13 protein-coding genes are annotated in these 13065 nt (G+C 67.4%); 7 read left to right on the top strand and 6 right to left on the bottom strand.

Annotated elements, in window-relative coordinates; all coding sequences use genetic code 11:
- Nucleotides 1-18: 18 nt before the first annotated feature.
- Nucleotides 19-477, bottom strand: coding sequence for an Lrp/AsnC family transcriptional regulator (locus DU478_RS21190; RefSeq protein ID WP_114512861.1), 459 nt, complete (start codon nucleotides 475-477; stop codon nucleotides 19-21).
- A 139-nt stretch (nucleotides 478-616) separates the two neighbouring features.
- Here DU478_RS21190 and ald point away from each other — a divergent pair, with 139 nt between their 5' ends.
- The 3 genes from ald to DU478_RS21175 all read left to right on the top strand — a co-directional run bounded on the left by ald (nucleotide 617) and on the right by DU478_RS21175 (nucleotide 3311).
- Nucleotides 617-1738, top strand: a complete 1122-nt coding sequence (gene ald / locus DU478_RS21185; RefSeq protein ID WP_114512860.1) for an alanine dehydrogenase — start codon at nucleotides 617-619, stop codon at nucleotides 1736-1738.
- 133 nt (nucleotides 1739-1871) lie between these two features.
- Nucleotides 1872-2297 (top strand): large conductance mechanosensitive channel protein MscL, encoded by a 426-nt coding sequence (gene mscL / locus DU478_RS21180; protein ID WP_114512859.1) that lies wholly within the window; start codon nucleotides 1872-1874, stop codon nucleotides 2295-2297.
- A 126-nt stretch (nucleotides 2298-2423) separates the two neighbouring features.
- The gene (locus DU478_RS21175) at nucleotides 2424-3311 is read left to right on the top strand and encodes a cation diffusion facilitator family transporter (RefSeq protein WP_114512858.1); all 888 of its coding nucleotides are present in this window, start codon (nucleotides 2424-2426) and stop codon (nucleotides 3309-3311) included.
- Nucleotides 3312-3416: 105 nt separating this feature from the next.
- On the opposite strand, the gene DU478_RS21170 is transcribed toward DU478_RS21175, so the two are convergent.
- The 4 genes from DU478_RS21170 to DU478_RS21155 all read right to left on the bottom strand — a co-directional run bounded on the left by DU478_RS21170 (nucleotide 3417) and on the right by DU478_RS21155 (nucleotide 7320).
- A complete protein-coding gene (locus tag DU478_RS21170; RefSeq protein WP_114512857.1) occupies nucleotides 3417-3869 on the bottom strand; it encodes a YtoQ family protein in 453 nt (150 codons plus the stop codon).
- Nucleotides 3870-3947: 78 nt separating this feature from the next.
- Complete coding sequence (pheT, locus tag DU478_RS21165) at nucleotides 3948-6344, bottom strand: phenylalanine--tRNA ligase subunit beta (protein ID WP_114512856.1); 2397 nt, start codon at nucleotides 6342-6344, stop codon at nucleotides 3948-3950.
- 163 nt (nucleotides 6345-6507) lie between these two features.
- Nucleotides 6508-6795, bottom strand: coding sequence for a YrhK family protein (locus tag DU478_RS21160; protein ID WP_114512855.1), 288 nt, complete (start codon nucleotides 6793-6795; stop codon nucleotides 6508-6510).
- A 123-nt stretch (nucleotides 6796-6918) separates the two neighbouring features.
- Entirely contained in the window at nucleotides 6919-7320 is a 402-nt protein-coding gene (locus DU478_RS21155; RefSeq protein ID WP_114512854.1) for a BLUF domain-containing protein, read from the bottom strand.
- 180 nt (nucleotides 7321-7500) lie between these two features.
- On the opposite strand from DU478_RS21155, the gene eno reads away from it, so the two are divergent.
- The 4 genes from eno to DU478_RS21135 all read left to right on the top strand — a co-directional run bounded on the left by eno (nucleotide 7501) and on the right by DU478_RS21135 (nucleotide 11359).
- Nucleotides 7501-8802 carry a phosphopyruvate hydratase gene (gene eno / locus DU478_RS21150; protein WP_114512853.1) on the top strand — a complete coding sequence of 434 codons (1302 nt, stop codon included), beginning with the start codon at nucleotides 7501-7503 and terminating at the stop codon, nucleotides 8800-8802.
- Between the two features lie 122 nt (nucleotides 8803-8924).
- Entirely contained in the window at nucleotides 8925-10163 is a 1239-nt protein-coding gene (locus DU478_RS21145; RefSeq protein ID WP_114512852.1) for an aminopeptidase, read from the top strand.
- Nucleotides 10164-10217: 54 nt separating this feature from the next.
- Nucleotides 10218-10892 (top strand): ligase-associated DNA damage response endonuclease PdeM, encoded by a 675-nt coding sequence (gene pdeM / locus DU478_RS21140; RefSeq protein WP_114512851.1) that lies wholly within the window; start codon nucleotides 10218-10220, stop codon nucleotides 10890-10892.
- Nucleotides 10893-10945: 53 nt separating this feature from the next.
- The gene (locus DU478_RS21135) at nucleotides 10946-11359 is read left to right on the top strand and encodes a PaaI family thioesterase (protein WP_114512850.1); all 414 of its coding nucleotides are present in this window, start codon (nucleotides 10946-10948) and stop codon (nucleotides 11357-11359) included.
- A gap of 372 nt (nucleotides 11360-11731) precedes the next feature.
- Here DU478_RS21135 and DU478_RS21130 read toward each other — a convergent pair.
- Nucleotides 11732-13065 (bottom strand): formate--tetrahydrofolate ligase (locus tag DU478_RS21130; RefSeq protein ID WP_114512849.1); only part of this gene is annotated, 1334 nt, incomplete at its 5' end.

The raw sequence follows: 13065 nt of genomic DNA, 5'->3' as shown, positions 1-13065 counted from the left end.
GCAGGCGACGGGCGCAAGTCAGACCGGCAGCGCCGTGGTCTTGAACACCGTGCGCAGTGCAAAGGACGACTGCATCTGCGTCACCCCCGGCAGCCGCGTCAGGTATTGCCGGTGGATGCGGGCGAAATCCTCTGTGTCCTCGGCCACGATCTTGAGCAGGTAGTCGGCGCTGCCCGCCATCAGGTGACATTCCAGCACATGCGGCACCCGCGCCACGGCCTTTTCGAAGGCGTCCAGCACCTCGTCGGCCTGGGTGGCGAGCTTGATCTCCACGAAGACATAGGTCGGCATACCCAGCTTGCGCGCATTGAGAAGAGCCACGTAGCCCGCGATCACGCCCGACGCCTCGAGCCGCTGCACCCGGCGGTGACAGGCCGAGGGCGACAGGTTGACGGCCTCCGCAAGGTCCGCGTTCGAAATGCGCCCGCCAGCCTGCAGGGCACGGAGAATCCGCCGATCCGTCTCGTCCAGGGTCATCGCCGGAGAATCCTTTCGTTCAAGCGCCGGTTTGTCGAAGAGTCTGCGAATGATCGCGCAAACAGCCGGAGAAATCGACAGAGTAATTGCGCGCCTGCTGCGCTATCCGCTGCAAAAGCCAGTGCAAGGAGGCCAGGCCATGAAAATCGGATGTCCGACAGAGATCAAACCCCAGGAATTCCGCGTCGGGCTGACCCCGAACGCCGCGCGCGAGGCGGTGTCGCACGGCCACGAGGTGATCGTGCAGGCCGGTGCGGGCCGTGGTGCGGGATTCGAGGATGCCGACTATGTCGAGGCGGGTGCGGCGATCATCGACACGGCGGAAGAGATCTTTGCCACCGCCGACATGATCGTGAAGGTCAAGGAACCCCAGGCGGTGGAGCGCAAGATGCTGCGCGAAGGCCAGCTTCTCTTCACATATCTGCACCTCGCCCCCGATCCCGACCAGACCCGCGACCTGCTCGCGTCGGGCTGCACCGCCATCGCATATGAGACCGTGACCGACCCGCGTGGCGGCCTGCCCCTGCTGGCGCCGATGTCCGAAGTGGCGGGCCGCCTGGCGCCGCAGGTCGGCGCCTGGACGCTGCAGAAGGCCAACGGCGGCCGCGGCGTACTGATGGGCGGCGTGCCCGGCGTCGCGCCGGCCCGCGTCATGGTGATCGGCGGCGGCGTCGTCGGCACCCACGCCGCGCGCATCGCCGCCGGGATGGGTGCAGACGTCACGGTCCTGGACCGCTCGCTGCCGCGTCTGCGTTACCTCGACGACGTTTTCGGCGGCACGTTCAAGACCATGTACGCCAGCGCCGGCAACACCATCGAGCTCGCGCGCCAGGCCGACATGGTGATCGGCGCGGTGCTGATCCCCGGCGCCGCCGCCCCCAAGCTCATCAGCCGCGCGCAGCTGTCCGAGATGAAGCCCGGCGCGGCGCTCGTCGACGTCGCCATCGACCAGGGTGGCTGTTTCGAGACCTCGAAGGCCACCACCCACCAGGACCCGGTCTACGAGGTCGATGGGATCATGCACTACTGCGTCGCCAACATGCCGGGCGCCGTGGCGCGGACCTCGACCATCGCGCTGGGGAACGCCACCATGCCGTTCATGCTGGACCTCGCCGACAAGGGCTGGAAACAGGCCTGCCAGGACGATCCGCACCTTCTGGACGGGCTCAACGTGCACGCCGGCAAACTCACCTACTTTGCCGTGGGCAAGGCGCTGGGGATCGACGTGACCTCGCCGCAGGTGATCCTCCGCGAAAGCTGACCGTTTGCCGGAGCGGGGAAAGCGATTGGGCTTTTCCCGCTGCCCGCGCAAAACGCTTGTGCCATTCCCCGCCCTGCGCTTTTACTGTCAACGCTTCTGAAACAATCAGAACGAAGTCAAACGTGGGGACACAATGATTAACGAATTCAAGGATTTCATCGCCAAGGGCAATGTCATGGACATGGCCGTCGGCATCATCGTCGGCGCCGCGTTCACGGCCATCGTCACGTCGCTGGTGGGCGACATCATCAATCCGATCATCGCGCTCTTTACCGGCGGAATCGACTTCTCCGGCTGGTTCTACACGCTCGACGGGTCCGAACATCCGTCCCTCGACGTAGCGAAAGAGGCCGGGGCGCCGGTCTTTGCCGTGGGCAGCTTCCTGATGGCGGTCATCAATTTCCTGATCATCGCCTTCGTCGTCTTCCTGCTGGTCAAGATGGTCAACCGCGTGAAATCCGCCGCCGAAAAGCCCGACGAGGTCGCCCCCGAGGTCGACACCGGCCCGTCCGAGCTCGACGTGCTGCTGGAAATCCGCGACGCGCTCAAGCGCGGCTGAGACACCTCCGCTTTGCCCGACAGCCCACGCCGACCGCGCGGGCTGTTTTCGTTCACCCTGCCGGTTGCGGCGCGATTGGTGCGGCGCTATCACCGCGCCAGACGCGACACGGAGCGGTTGGACGCGATGACCAATGCCATCAAGATCGCCTGGGGCAGCATCGCCGTCGGCATCACGGTTCTGGCGATCAAGACACTCGCCTGGTGGATGACCGGATCGGTCGCGCTCCTGTCCGACGCGCTGGAAAGTATCGTCAACGTCGCGACAGCCATCGCCGCCCTGATCGCCTTGCGGGTGGCGGCCGTTCCAGCGGATGCGAGCCATCCCTTCGGCCATCACAAGGCGGAATATTTCAGCGCCGTGCTCGAAGGCGTGATGATCGTCGTCGCCGCCCTGCTGATCATGCGCGAAGCCTATGGCGCCTTCATGTCGCCTCGGATGCTCGACGCGCCCTATGCGGGGATCGCCATCAACCTGCTGGCCGGGGTGCTGAACGGCGCCTGGTGCCTGGTGCTGCTGCGCGCCGGGCGGCGGCTGTCCTCACCGGCGCTGGCCGCGGACGGACGGCACCTGCTGACCGATGTGGTGTCGTCGGTCGGGGTGACGGCGGGCGTGGCGCTGGCGGTGCTGACCGGCTGGCACTGGCTCGATCCGGCGCTGGCTGCGGCGGTCGCGGTCAACATCCTGTGGTCGGGCTGGGTGGTGGTGCGCGGTTCCATCGGCGGGCTGATGGACGAAAGCGTGTCCGACGCCGAGCTCGAGCAGATGCGCACGCTGATTTCGGAAAATGCCGAGGGCGCTGTGGAGGCACATGACCTGCGCGCCCGCAACGCCGGGGCCGCGACCTTCATCGAGTTTCACCTCGTGGTGCCCGGAGAGATGAGTGTCGAAGACGCCCACGACATCTGCGACCGGATCGAGGCCGCGATCAAGGCCGAGATCAGCCAGTGCGCCGTCACCATCCACGTGGAGCCGGAGCACAAGGCCAAACACACCGGCATCGTGGTGCTCTGAGTCATTGCGCTTGAATCGGATCACCTGTCGCAGCCTGATCTGCGGGACGCGTCAGGTGTCTTGAGTCTTATCGAGAGAAGATTCGAATGCTTTGGCCCCGCAGGATCATTTGCCCGGCAGCGTCCCGGTCAGAACGTAGCGCAGGATGTCGACCACCTGCCCCGGTTCCCGCGCGACGGCGAGTGCCGCGGCGTCCACCTCTTTCAGCGCGTGGTCGTGGTCGGGTTGCTGCAGCACGATCAGCGACTTGCCCAGCGCCGCCGCCATGCCCGCGTCGAAGGCCGCGTTCCACTGCTTGTACTTCTCGCCGAAGCGGACCACGACCACGTCGGCATCCTCGATGCCCTTGCGGGTGCGGATGGCGTTGACCATGGCGCCCTTGTGGTCGTGCCAGTACTTGTTCGGTTCCTCGCCCAGGATGGTCACGCCGCAGTCGTCGCTGGCGGCGTGATCGGTGACCGGGCTGGTGAAGGTGATGTCGAGCCCCTGCGCGCCGTCGATGATCTGCTCGCGCCAGTCGGTGTGAATCTCCCCGGAAAGATAGACGTTCAGGCCCATGGTGATCTGTCCTCTCGATATGTCGTTTCGGCATGACCTAAGGCGCGCGGCGGCGCGGGCAACCGCCCGCGCCCCGGTTCAGCCGCGCAGCGTGCCGCCGGTGGCCTTGGTCACCTTCTCGACGATCCGGGCCGCCACGGCCTCGATCTCGGCCTCTTTCAGGGTCTTGTCGACCGGTTGCAGGCGCACGGTGATGGCCAGCGACTTCTTGCCCTCGCCCAAGCTGCCGCCGATGAATTCGTCGAAGACCCGCACGTCGGCGATCAGCGCCTTGTCGGCTCCGGCAGCGGCATTGACGAGGTCGAGCGCCGCCACCTCGGCATCGACGACGAAGGCGAAATCGCGCTCCACCGGTTGCAGGTCGTTGAGCGTCAGCGCCGGGCGTGCCGCTCCGGTCTTGCGCGGCAGCGGAATCTCCGCAGGCCAGAGGGTGAAGGCCACGGCGGGGCCCTTCACGTCCATCTCGCGCAGGACCTTGGGGTGCAATTCGCCGAAAATGCCCAGCACCTTCTTGGGGCCGAGGCAGATCTTGCCGTGCCGCCCGGGGTGCCACCAGTCGCTGGCGCCGCGCAGAATCTGCACCTTGGCGGGCGCGCCCATCGCCGCAAGCAGCGCCTCGGCATCCGCCTTGGCATCAAAGAGGTCGACCGCGCGGGCCGCGCCGTGCACATCCTTGGGACCGGTGCGCCCCACAAGCAGGCCCGACACCAGCAGGTGCTGTTCCTCGGGCTCGCCGCCGTGAAAGGCCGCGCCCACCTCGAACAGCGCCTGGTCGGCGAAGCCGCGCGCCTGGTTGCGCGCCGCGGCGCGCAGCAGGCCGGGCAGAAGCGCCGGGCGCATGTGGCTCATTTCCGAGCTGATCGGGTTCGCCAGCATCGTCGCATCGTCACCACCGCCGAAAAGCGTCGCCGCCGCCTTGTCGATGAAGCTGTAGGTCACGCATTCATTGTAGCCAAGCGCCGCCGCCGTGCGCCGTGCGGCCTGTTCGCGCTTCTGCACCGGCGACAGGATCGGCTTCGGCACGCCTGCCTGCACGCGCGGCAGCGGCTTGCCCTGAAGCTTGGTCAGCGAGGCGACGCGGGCCACCTCTTCGACGAGGTCCGCCTCGCCCATGACGTCCGGGCGCCAGCTGGGCACCTGCGCCATGTCGCCTTGAAGCGTGAAGCCCAGCGCCTCGAGCGTGGCGCGCTGCTCGGCCTCGGGGATCTCCATGCCCACCAGCGATACCACGCGCGCCGGGTCGAGCCTGTAAGCGCGGGAGGTGTCGGGAATGGCGCCCGCGACCACAACCTCGGAGGCCTCGCCGCCGGCGTGGTCGAGGATCATGCGCGTTGCATGCTCGAGCCCCTGCGGAGTCCACGCGGGATCGATGCCGCGTTCGAACCGGTAACGGGCGTCGGAATTGATCTTGAGCGCGCGGCCCGTGTAGGCGGTGCGGATCGGGTCGAAATAGGCCGCCTCGACGAAGACATTCGTGGTCTCGTCGGTGACGCCGGTGGGCAGGCCGCCCATGACGCCGGCGATGGACTGCACGCCGGCCTCGTCCGAGATCAGCGTCATCTCGGGCTGGAAGCTGTAGGTCTTGTCATCGAGACCCATCATCGTCTCGCCGCCCGCGGCGCGGTGGATGCGCAGCCCGCCCTTGAGCTTGTCGGCGTCGAAGACGTGCAGCGGGCGGTTGCGGTCGTAGGTGAAGAAGTTGGTCACGTCGACGAGGAAGGAGATCGGCCGCAGCCCGATGGCGCGCAGCGCGGTCTGCAGCCAGGCGGGGCTGGGGCCGTTCTTCACCCCGCGGATAAGACGACCGTAGAAGATCGGGCAGGCCTCGATGGTGTCGGCGTCGATGCTCACGGAAACGGGGCACGGGAAGGCACCCGGCACCGGGTCGGTTTCGCGCGGCTTGAGCGTGCCGAGGCCGCGCGCGGCGAGATCGCGGGCGATGCCGCGCACGCCCAGCGCGTCGGGGCGGTTCGGGGTGATGGCGATCTCGATCACCGGGTCGACCTGCTGCGGGCGGTTCTGCGCCAGCCAGTCGGTGAACCGCTGCCCGACCTCGCCAGAGGGCAGTTCGATGATGCCGTCGTGTTCGTCCGAAAGCTCCATCTCGCGTTCGGAACACATCATGCCGTAGCTTTCGACGCCGCGGATCTTGCCGACGCCAATGGTGGTGTCGATGCCCGGAACGTAGGTGCCGGGCTTGGCGACAACGACGGTGATGCCCTCGCGCGCGTTGGGCGCGCCGCAGATGATCTGCAATTCGCCCTCGTCGGTGGCCACGCGGCAGACCTTGAGCTTGTCCGCATCGGGATGCTTTTCGGCGTGCAGGACCTTGCCGATGGTAAAGTCGCCCAGACGCTTCGAGGGGTCTTCGATGCCTTCGACCTCGAGCCCGAGATCGGTCAGGGCCTCGGCGATGGCGTCGACGGAGGCGTCGGTCTCAAGGTGGTCCTTGAGCCAGGAAAGCGTGAATTTCATCGGTCTTCACTCTGCATGCGTTGCGTCTGGCGCGGTCTTAGCGGATCGGGGGATTGGGGGAAAGGGGCGCTGGCCGCTTCGCGGGATCGCCCGGGTGCCCCGGGCGATACGAGAGACGCTGTCTCTCGTGCTCTCCGGAGTTTATCGGCAAGATGAAGGGGGCCTATGGATCGCCGGTTTCGCGCCGTGCCAGGCGGTCGAGCTTGCCCATGCGCCAGAGCTTGAGTTCCCGCACCAGGCGCAGGGTGGGTTTGGCCATGAAGAAGACCGACCCCAGGATGAAGAGCCAGACCGCGGGGGTCTCGAAGGCCGGAAAGAGGAACAGGACCGAACCCACGAGGAAACAGAGCGCGGCGAGGAAATCGACCGCCGTATGCGCGATCTCGAACAATGCGTAGACGCGGCGGGTGTCGGCGTTGCGGTCGCGGTTGCGGTGATGAAAGAGCATCATGGCAAATCCTTTCGTGTCGTCCGGAGCGTCTTGCGTTCGGCGTGAAGCGTGATGCATCGCCTGGCGCTCGGAACTCCCTGATTTTCAGGCAGCGTCAGGCGGGTCGGAGGCAACGCCAAACGCTCAGTGCAGCGCCTCGCGCCAGAGGCGGGTGAAGACTGCCTCGACCTCGGCCTCGCTGGCCTTCTCCACTGCACCCTGCGCCACCTCGCGCTGCGACCACATCCAGGATTTCGCCGGATCGTCGCGCATCGACCAGCCGGGAAACATCCGGCGGTCGGTGCGGCGTGTCACCAGCACCTGGACGTCGACGTGCCGGTCGTCGCGGGCGATGCGGCGAAAGGCGTCGCGCACCGGCGCATCCGGCCCTTCGAGCAGTTGCAGGTAGAGATCGCCGCGCGCGATCAGCGCCCCGGTGATGTCGTCGCGGCTGTTGCAGCGGCGCGCGTCCAGCAGGATGCCCGCCAGCATGGCGTTGTCATATCCGAACGGCCGGGAGGCGTAGATCAGGCGGGTGTAGGACATGGGGCGCACTCCTTTGGTCCAGAACTATCGTTTCGCATGGGAATGTCGAGCGGCCCGGCCCGCGCTGCGGGCGGGAAGGTGCCGCCGCATGGTACCGCTAACACAAGTTCCGTCGCACGGCTTTCCTCGGCGCATCTGCCGGGTTATAGGTTGCCCGAGTCCTTACAAGGGAAAGTTCTTATGACGCAGATTTCGGATATCAAGGCGCGCGAAGTTCTCGACAGCCGCGGCAATCCCACGGTCGAGGCGGATGTGATCCTCGCCGATGGCGCCTTCGGTTCGGCCATGGTGCCCTCGGGGGCCTCAACCGGCGAGCGCGAGGCGCTGGAGATGCGCGACGGCGGCGGCCGGTTCCTGGGCAAAGGCGTGCAGAAGGCGGTGGGCCACATCAACGGCGAGATCCGCGACACGCTGATCGGCATGGAGGCCGAGGACCAGCGCGGCTGCGATCACGCGATGATCGACCTCGACGGCACCGACAACAAGGGCCGACTGGGCGCCAACGCGGTGCTGGCGGTGTCGCTGGCGGTGGCCAAGGCGGCGGCGGCCAGTGCGGGCGTGCCGCTGTACCGCTATGTCGGCGGCGCCAACGCCCATGTGCTGCCGATCCCGGCAATGAACATCATCAACGGCGGCGCGCATGCGGCCAACCCGCTGGATTTCCAGGAATTCATGGTCATGCCGGTGGGCGCCCCGTCGATGGCCGAGGCGATCCGCATGGGCGCGGAGATCTTCCACACTCTGAAAAAGGAGCTGTCGAAGAACGGTCATGCCACCAACGTGGGCGACGAGGGCGGCTTTGCCCCCGACGTGGCCAACGCGGTCGAGGCGCTGGATTACGTGATGGCAGCCATCGAAAAGGCCGGGTTCAAGCCGGGGTCCGAGGTGGCCATCGCGCTCGATCCCGCGACCTCGGAATTCTGGACCGATGCGAACGGCGGCGGCTACGACTACAAGGGCGAAAACCTCGTCCGTTCGGTCGAGGAGCACAGCCAGTATCTGCAGAAGCTGGTGGCCGACTACCCTATCATCTCGATCGAGGATGCCATGGCCGAGAACGACACCGCCGGCTGGCAGGCGATCACCAAGGCGATTGGCGACAAATGCCAACTGGTCGGCGACGACAATTTCTGCACCAACGTCAAGTACCTGAACGCCGGGATCGAGAACGGCATCGCCAATTCGATCCTGATCAAGATCAACCAGATCGGGTCGCTGACCGAAACGCTGGACACCGTGGATCGCGCGCACAAAGCCGGCTACACCTGCATGATGTCGCACCGCTCGGGCGAGACCGAGGACACGACCATCGCCGACCTCGCCGTGGCCACCAACTGCGGCCAGATCAAGACCGGGTCGCTGTCGCGCTCGGACCGCACCGCGAAATACAACCGCCTGCTGCGCATCGCGGACGAGCTGGGCGGCTCGGCGGTCTACGGCAACCCGCATTTCGTCAAGGCACGGGCGGGCCGCTTCGCCTGATACGCTGCCCCCGCGGCTTTGCGACGGCCCGCCCCGGTGGCGGGCCGTTTCGCATGAGCGGGGCGCTTGACCTTGGCAGGGGCCTGACCCAGATTTCGCGGCAAACACCAAAGGAGCAGCAGATGGATATCGACAGCCGTTTCGGCGCAGAACTCGATAAGCTTGCGAAGGTCATCGTGCACACCGGGCTTGCCCTGCGCGCGGGCCAGGACCTCGTGGTCACCGCGCCGGTGGAGGCGCTGCCGCTGCTGCGCCGCGTCACGGTCGAGGCCTATCGCGCCGGCGCCGGACTGGTGACGCCGATCCTGTCGGACAGCGCGTTGGCGCTGGCGCGCTACCGTCACGCGCCGGACGACAGCTTCGACCGCGCGCCGGGCTGGCTCTTCGACGGCATGGCACGCGCCTACGAGGCCGGCGCCGCGCGGCTGGCCATCGTCGGCGACGACCCGATGCTGCTGTCGGACGAGAATCCCGAAAAGGTGTCCCGCGCCGGCAAGGCGCAGTCGCGGGCCTACAAGCCGGCGCTCGAGAAGATCTCGAACTTCGAGATCAACTGGTCCATCGCCGCCTATCCCAGCGCCGCCTGGGCGCGGCGCATGTTCCCCGACCTGCCCGAGGACGAGGCGGTGACGAAGCTCGCCCGCGCGATCTTTGCCGCCTCCCGCGTCGACCGCGACGATCCCGTCGCCGCCTGGGCCGAGCACAATGCAACGCTGCGGGCGCGCACGGAATGGCTGAACGGCCAGCGGTTCGACGCGTTGCATTACACCGGCCCGGGCCTCGACCTGACCGTAGGCCTCGCGCGGGATCACGAATGGCACGGCGGCGCGTCCGAGGCCAAGAACGGCGTCGTCTGCAACCCGAACGTGCCGACCGAAGAAGTCTTCACCACGCCTCACGCCCACAAGGTCGACGGCACCGTACGGTCGACCAAGCCGCTGTCGCACCAGGGCAGCCTGATCGACGGCATCGAGGTGCGGTTCGAGGGCGGTCGCATCGTCGAGGCCCGCGCCGAAAAAGGCGAAGCGGTGCTGAAGGAACTGCTGGGCACCGACGAGGGCGCCGCGCGGCTGGGCGAAGTGGCGCTGGTGCCGCATTCCTCGCCGATTTCGGCCTCGGGGCTTTTGTTCTACAACACGCTTTTCGACGAAAACGCCTCCTGCCACATCGCGCTCGGGCAGTGCTATTCCAAGTGCTTCCTGAACGGCGGCGACCTCAGCGCCGAGGAGATCGCTGACAAGGGCGGCAATGCCAGCCTGATCCATGTCGACTGGATGATCGGCGGGCCCGAGACCGATATCGACGGGATCGCGGCCGATGGCACCCGCGTGCCGGTCTTCCGCAAGGGCGAGTGGGCCTGACGACAGGCGCGGTGGCCTCTTGTCACCGCGCGCCGCTTGCGCCATGAACAAAGCATGAACCGCTTCGATTTCACCTTTGCCGGGGCCGCGCTGGCCGCCCTGCCCTCGGGGGCGCTGCACTGGCCCGCGCGCGACCTGCTGGTGGTATCCGACCTGCATTTCGGCAAATCCGCGCGGCTCTCGGCCTTGGGCGGCGCGCAGCTGCCGCCCTATGAGACGCGCGAGACGCTGTTGCGGCTGGAACGGGACCTGGCCCACACCGGCGCGCGGTCGGTGATCTGCCTCGGCGACAGTTTCGACAGCCCGGCGGCGGGGGCGGCGCTGCCCGAAGAAGACCTGATGTGGATCGCGCGGCTACAGGCCGGGCGCGACTGGACCTGGATCGAGGGCAATCACGATCCCGGCCCGGTGGGTCTGGGCGGCACGCACCGGGCGCAAATGACGCTGGGGCCGCTGACCTTCCGCCATATCGCCAGCGACGCCAGCGCCGAGGTGAGCGGACATTACCATCCCAAGGCACGGCTCAGCCTGCGCGGCCGGATGCTGTCGCGGCCCTGCTTCCTGCTCGACGATGCCAGGCTGATCCTGCCCGCCTTTGGCGCCTATACCGGCGGCTTGCGCTGCGACGGGCCGGAGCTCAGCGCGCTGATGGCCCCCGGCGCACAGGCGATCCTCACCGGTCCGACGCCCTGCGCCATCCCGATGCCGCGGAGGACGGTGCGCGCGTGAGCCCTTGCGCCTGCCCCCTTGCGCCGGGCCGCGCCCTGCGCTCAAGTGGCGCCATGGACATAGACACCCGCATCCGCACCAGCTTTACCCGGCAGGACATGATGACCACCTTCGGCGCGACGCTGGAGTCGGTGGCCGAGGGCCGCGTGACCATCGCCGCCCCGATCCTGCCGCTGGCCCACCAGCAGCAGGGCTTCGGCCATGCGGCACTGACCTTCGCCATCGGCGATTCGGCGGCAGGCTATTCGGCGCTGACCCTGCTGCCGCCCGAAAACGAGGTGGTGACGTCCGAGATGCGCATCCACCTGCTCGCCCCCGCCCGCGGCGACCGGCTGCTGGCCCGCGGACGCGTCATCCGTCCCGGCAAGCGGCTGGTGGTCGTCGCGGCGGATGTCTATGCCGAGGCCGGGGGCGCCGAGACGCATATCGCCCTTCTCACCGGTACCATGGTCCCCGTCCGCGCGTAGGGTGGGGTTACAACCCACCGTGCCAACCTCCGCCACCGCGCCCTGCGATCGCCCCTCCTCCGGCGTCGAAGTCACCGAGCGTGAATCCGCGACCGTTCCGGGCATCCCCCCGACCGCGCCACCTTCCGCGGGACGAAGGATCAAAGGACCGACCCCGCCCCTTCTCCGGTTTCAAAAAACCTCCGCCGGAGGCACCGGCGCGGCCTTGGGCCGCGGCGGTTCGGCGTGGGGTCTCTCGGCCGGGCGGGGTGTCGCAGGGTGGCGGGACCGGTGCCTCTTTCCACCCCGCCCCATTTCCACCGTGCCGGACTCCGCGGGTTGGCTTTGCCAACCCGCTCTGTCCGGTTCGGCGCCTTCGTGCGCGAAGGCGCCTTAAAACAGCCCTTCGATCAGCCCCTCGTCGTTGAGCCGGATGCTCTCGGACGCCGGCACCCGGGGCAGGCCCGGCATCGTCATGATCTCGCCGCAGATCGCCACGACGAAGCCCGCTCCCGCCGACAGCCGCACCTCGCGCACCGGCAGCCGGTGGCCCGTCGGCGCACCGCGGCGGGTGGGGTCGGTGGTGAAGGAATACTGCGTCTTGGCCACGCAGATCGGCAGGGTTCCGTAGCCCTGCGCTTCCCACTCCTTCAGCTGCGCCTTGATCTTGCCGTCCGCATCCACCCCGTCGGCGTGGTAGATGCCCTTGGCGATCGCCTCGATCTTTTCGAAGAGCGGCATCTCGTCCGGGTAGAGCGCCTTGAACTGTGCCGCCCCCGAATCGGCCAGATCCGCCACCTTGCGCGCCATCTCCTCGATGCCGGCGCCGCCCTCGGCCCAGTGCTTGCAGAGCACCGCCTCCGACCCCTGCTCGGCGACGTAGTCCTTCACCGCCTGCACCTCGGCCTCGCTGTCCCCGGCGAAGTGGTTGATGCCCACGATCACCGGTACGCCGAAGCTCTTGACGTTGGCGATGTGCCGCCCGAGGTTGGGGCAGCCGGCCTTCACCGCCTCGACATTCTCGGCGCCCAGATCGGCCTTGGCGACGCCGCCGTTCATCTTCATCGCCCGCACCGTCGCCACGATCACCACCGCATCAGGCGCAATCCCGGCCTTGCGGCACTTGATGTTCATGAACTTCTCGGCGCCCAGGTCGGCCCCGAAGCCCGCCTCTGTCACCACGTAATCGGCGAGTTTCAGCGCCGTCGTCGTGGCGATGACCGAGTTGCAGCCATGCGCGATGTTGGCAAACGGCCCGCCGTGCACGAAGGCCGGGTTGTTCTCCAGCGTCTGCACCAGGTTGGGCTGCATCGCGTCCTTCAGCAGCACCGTCATCGCGCCCGCCGCCTTGATGTCGCGGCAGAAGACCGGCGTCTTGTCGCGGCGGTAGGCGACGATCATGTCGCCCAGGCGACGTTCGAGATCCTTGAGATCGCGCGCGAGGCAGAGGATCGCCATGACCTCGGAGGCGACGGTGATGTCGAACCCGTCCTCGCGCGGAAAGCCGTTGGCGACGCCGCCGAGGCTCGAGGTGATCTGGCGCAAGCTGCGGTCGTTCATGTCGACGACGCGGCGCCAGGTGACCCGGCGCTGATCGATCTGCGCCTCGTTGCCCCAGTAGATGTGGTTGTCGATCATCGCGCTCAGAAGGCTGTGCGCGCTGGTGATGGCGTGGAAATCGCCGGTGAAATGCAGGTTCATGTCCTCCATCGGCACCACCTGCGCAT

This window comes from Thalassococcus profundi (assembly GCF_003344785.1).
In the GTDB taxonomy this organism is placed as follows: Bacteria; Pseudomonadota; Alphaproteobacteria; order Rhodobacterales; family Rhodobacteraceae; genus Puniceibacterium; species Puniceibacterium profundi.
Note: the sequence above shows the minus strand (reverse complement) of the source record. Positions and strands in the feature narration are given on the sequence as shown.

Bases quoted from the DNA above. Each gene is read 5' to 3' on its own strand.
- DU478_RS21190 (WP_114512861.1), bottom strand. From the start codon at position 477: ATGACCCTGGACGAGACGGATCGGCGGATTCTCCGTGCCCTGCAGGCT.
- eno (WP_114512853.1), top strand. From the start codon at position 7,501: ATGACGCAGATTTCGGATATCAAGGCGCGCGAAGTTCTCGACAGCCGC.
- pdeM (WP_114512851.1), top strand. From the start codon at position 10,218: ATGAACCGCTTCGATTTCACCTTTGCCGGGGCCGCGCTGGCCGCCCTG.
- DU478_RS21135 (WP_114512850.1), top strand. From the start codon at position 10,946: ATGGACATAGACACCCGCATCCGCACCAGCTTTACCCGGCAGGACATG.
- mscL (WP_114512859.1), top strand. From the start codon at position 1,872: ATGATTAACGAATTCAAGGATTTCATCGCCAAGGGCAATGTCATGGAC.
- DU478_RS21155 (WP_114512854.1), bottom strand. From the start codon at position 7,320: ATGTCCTACACCCGCCTGATCTACGCCTCCCGGCCGTTCGGATATGAC.
- DU478_RS21170 (WP_114512857.1), bottom strand. From the start codon at position 3,869: ATGGGCCTGAACGTCTATCTTTCCGGGGAGATTCACACCGACTGGCGC.
- DU478_RS21160 (WP_114512855.1), bottom strand. From the start codon at position 6,795: ATGATGCTCTTTCATCACCGCAACCGCGACCGCAACGCCGACACCCGC.
- DU478_RS21145 (WP_114512852.1), top strand. From the start codon at position 8,925: ATGGATATCGACAGCCGTTTCGGCGCAGAACTCGATAAGCTTGCGAAG.
- pheT (WP_114512856.1), bottom strand. From the start codon at position 6,344: ATGAAATTCACGCTTTCCTGGCTCAAGGACCACCTTGAGACCGACGCC.
- ald (WP_114512860.1), top strand. From the start codon at position 617: ATGAAAATCGGATGTCCGACAGAGATCAAACCCCAGGAATTCCGCGTC.
- DU478_RS21175 (WP_114512858.1), top strand. From the start codon at position 2,424: ATGACCAATGCCATCAAGATCGCCTGGGGCAGCATCGCCGTCGGCATC.